5 protein-coding genes are annotated in these 3,204 nt (G+C 69.5%); 3 read left to right on the forward strand and 2 right to left on the reverse strand.

The window, feature by feature from the left end; genetic code table 11:
• From ACOADB_RS07565 to ACOADB_RS07575, 3 genes are all read left to right on the forward strand, one after another.
• Window positions 1-850: alpha/beta hydrolase (locus ACOADB_RS07565; protein WP_378597351.1), on the forward strand; the 850-nt coding region annotated here is incomplete at its 5' end.
• Window positions 850-1,347, forward strand: coding sequence for a hypothetical protein (locus ACOADB_RS07570; RefSeq protein WP_378597352.1), 498 nt, complete (start codon window positions 850-852; stop codon window positions 1,345-1,347). The genes ACOADB_RS07565 and ACOADB_RS07570, both read left to right, overlap by 1 nt.
• A 27-nt stretch (window positions 1,348-1,374) precedes the next feature.
• On the forward strand, window positions 1,375-2,154 hold the full coding sequence (locus tag ACOADB_RS07575) for a sulfite exporter TauE/SafE family protein (RefSeq protein ID WP_378597353.1): 780 nt from the start codon (window positions 1,375-1,377) through the stop codon (window positions 2,152-2,154).
• Between the two features lie 27 nt (window positions 2,155-2,181).
• Here ACOADB_RS07575 and ACOADB_RS07580 read toward each other — a convergent pair whose 3' ends face one another.
• Window positions 2,182-2,544, reverse strand: coding sequence for a hypothetical protein (locus ACOADB_RS07580; RefSeq protein WP_378597354.1), 363 nt, complete (start codon window positions 2,542-2,544; stop codon window positions 2,182-2,184).
• Between the two features lie 3 nt (window positions 2,545-2,547).
• On the reverse strand, window positions 2,548-3,204 hold a 657-nt coding region (locus tag ACOADB_RS07585), incomplete at its 5' end, for an AarF/UbiB family protein (protein WP_378597355.1).

Consider the following 3,204-nt stretch of genomic DNA (forward strand, 5'->3'; position numbering starts at 1 on the left):
TCCTGACCGGGCCGACCACGTGTCGGTCAATGTGCCCGGCCTGACCAGCGAGACGTCGAGCCTGCCGGGCAATCTCGCCCGGACGGAGGACCTCCACGCATCGGCCAGTGGGCAGACGGACGGGACCGTGGCCAGCGTCTTCTGGCTCGACTATGACGCCCCCAGTGGCAATCCGGTGGGCAGGGTCGATGACCTGCTCGACTTCGGTTCCGTCGTCGGACCGGGTGCAGCTGATCGTGGCGGCGAGCGGTTCTCCGACTTCATCGACGGGCTCCGTGCGTCCGACGAGGGCGAGCGCGCCCACCTGACGGCGATCGGTCACAGCTATGGGTCCACCACCGTGGGCCACGCCCTCCAGGACGGCCTGCCCGTCGATGACGCCATCCTGATCGGCAGTCCGGGCGTCCCCGAGTACACGGCAGCGGCGCTGACGGACGCGGACGTGTGGGTGGGTGCCAAGGACAATGACCCGGTGTCGCTCCTGGGTGCCGACGACGGTCCCGGAACGCTGGGAGGCGACCCTGCTCAGGAGTCGTTCGGAGCCACGAGGTTCGAGACCGGGGACGGGTCCTCACGGATCCAGGACGCGCTCGACAATCACACGTCGTACTTCAAGGGCGATTCACTGCACAACCTGGGAGCCATCGTGGTCAACCAGGACGACAACGTCATCCACGACGAGGAGCGCGAACGATGGACCGACGAGGGGCACTATCAGACGCTGCCGGAGTATCTGGTGGAGTCGTCGATCAAGGGCGCGGGAGGGCCGATCGTGGACGGAGTCGAGGAATGGGGCAGGGACTTCATCGATTCGTTGTCGCGAGGCTTCGGTCCGGGAAGGTTCCTCTGATGAGGGGCTGGACAATCGCTGCGGGCATGACCTTGGCGGCGAGCCTGTCCGGGTGCAGCGACGACCCCGCCACCGACCAGAAGGACGTGGACGCCGTGGAGGCGCGGGCACTGGCCGCGGTGGATGGTGTCGTCCACGACGCCATGGACGGCACGGGCCCGGAGTTCGTGAGTGGGCGGCACCGGTTCGTGACCTGTGGGGACGGCCTGGCAGCGGGTGGTGTCATCCATCGGGTGTCCCTGAACTTCGGTCCGTCGGACGAGCCGGTGGAGGACATGGTTGATGCCGCCGCGAGCGCCATGGAGGCCGACGGCTGGACGGTGAAGCGCGTGGAGAATCCCGCCATCGTCGAAGGCTCCAGGGACGGGGACGACCTCAGGTTCCAGTTCGGGCCTGCCGGCACCCAGGTGAGCATCGGCTCGTCCTGTGTCGACACGTCGAACGACGTGGCCAACGACTACCAGGACCGGGGGTACACCGACCTCACGTGGAAGTAGTACGACGAGGTCGTAGGGTCGGTCGCGATGAGCGACCTGAGCCTGACCGTCCTGGCGCTCCTTGCGCTGGCCGCGCTGACGGCCGGCTTCGTGGACGCGGTAGTCGGTGGTGGCGGCCTCGTGCAGCTCCCGGCGCTGCTGCTCGGGTTGCCGGGTGCCAGCCCGGTGCAGATCCTGGCCACGAACAAGATCGCCTCGGTGTGCGGGACGGCGGCGAGCTCGGCGACGTACTACCGCAGGCTCCGGCCGGACCCGAAGACGTTCGGGCCCCTCATGCTGTTCGCGCTGGCGGGCGCGTTCACCGGCGCCCTCGCGGCCTCGAGGATCCCGCGGGAGGCGTTCGAGCCGATCGTGCTGGCAGCCCTCGTCGCCGTCGGTGCCTACGTGCTGGTGCGACCCAGCATGGGGGAGGAGACCGAGCTCCGGTTCGACGGCCGCCGCCACCTGGTCGCCGCGATGGGGGTCGGCTTCGCCATCGGCCTGTACGACGGCATCCTCGGACCCGGCACCGGCAGCTTCTTCGTGTTCGCCCTCGTCGGCCTGATGGGCTACGACTTCCTGCAGGCCTCGGCCAAGGCCAAGCTGGCCAACCTCGCCACGAACATCGGTGCGCTGTTGCTGTTCATCCCGACCGGTGCCGTGCTGTGGGACGTCGGCCTGATGATGGGTGCCTGCAACCTGGTCGGCGGCTACCTCGGAGCGCGTACGGCGGTGTCGCGGGGCGCGAAGTTCGTGCGGATCTTCTTCATCGTGGTCGTGAGCGCGTTCATCATCCGGATCGGTGGAGGCGTCATCGGGATCTGGTGACGTGGCCCCTCACCCGGGCGAGGGGGCTCAGCCGAGCGCGCGTCGTACGGCCCAGGCGCCGAACGCGGCGAACGGTACCGGGAGAAGGGTGGCGACCAGGCCCGGGCCCAGCCCGATCGTCGGCGTCGACGCGGCGCCCACCGCGACGTCGATCGAGTCGCTCGCCAGGGCGGCGCAGCCCCACAGGGCGGTCGCGGAGGCGGGCGCCGCGACGGTGCCCGCGCCGATCACGAGGTCGCGGACCCCGATGGTCCGCAGCAGCAGGACGAAGGACGGGTCGTCGCTGCGTCCGATGAGGCGGGGCGCGGCCATCATGGCCACCCCCACGCCGACCCGCACCAGCCCGAGCGCCTTGACGGCGCGAACGTCACCGCCGGTGGTCGATGCCATTGGTCACTCCTCGGTGGTGCTGTGGCCGGGCGCCGCCGCCACAAAGCCCGGCAGGAACTCCTCCATCAATGAGCGGAACGATGCCTCGGCCTCGAGCTGGCTGAGGACGCCGACGCCGCCGAGCCAGGTGCGGTGGATCAGGACGTACGACGGCGGCAGGTTCAGCTTGAGCGACACCGTGTACGCCGGGTCCCGCGGATTGTTGATCCGCTGGAACTGCTCGCGCATCCACTCCCGGCTGAACCGGAACCGCTCGACCAGCGTGGGCTCCACGAACGGTGAGAGGTAGTCCATCAGCAACTGGGGGTCGAGGTTGATCCGGTCCTTGAGGAAGCCCTCCTCGCGCAGGCCCTCGATCAGCGCCTCGCCGTCACCCGCGGCGCACAGCGAGATCAGTCGGCCCATCGGCGCCGGCAGCCCACGCTGGGGGAGGCGGGCCACCGACCCGTAGTCGAGGACGCCCATCCGGCCCGGCGTTCCGTCGTCCTTCGGGATGATCCGGAAGTTCCCGGGATGCGGGTCCGCGTGCAGCAGGCCGGTCCGGGCCGGCCCGGAGAAGAGGAACCGGGCGAAGATCTCGCCGTAGTGGTCGCGCTCCTCCGGAGTTCCGTCGGCGATGATCGTCGCGAGCGATCCGGCCGAGTCGAGCCACTCGGTGAT

Source organism: Nocardioides sp. CPCC 206348 (assembly GCF_048654705.1).
In the GTDB taxonomy this organism is placed as follows: Bacteria; Actinomycetota; Actinomycetes; order Propionibacteriales; family Nocardioidaceae; genus Nocardioides.

Coding starts and splice junctions, on each gene's coding strand:
- ACOADB_RS07570 (WP_378597352.1), top strand. CDS start 850: ATGAGGGGCTGGACAATCGCTGCGGGCATGACCTTGGCGGCGAGCCTG.
- ACOADB_RS07575 (WP_378597353.1), top strand. CDS start 1,375: ATGAGCGACCTGAGCCTGACCGTCCTGGCGCTCCTTGCGCTGGCCGCG.
- ACOADB_RS07580 (WP_378597354.1), bottom strand. CDS start 2,544: ATGGCATCGACCACCGGCGGTGACGTTCGCGCCGTCAAGGCGCTCGGG.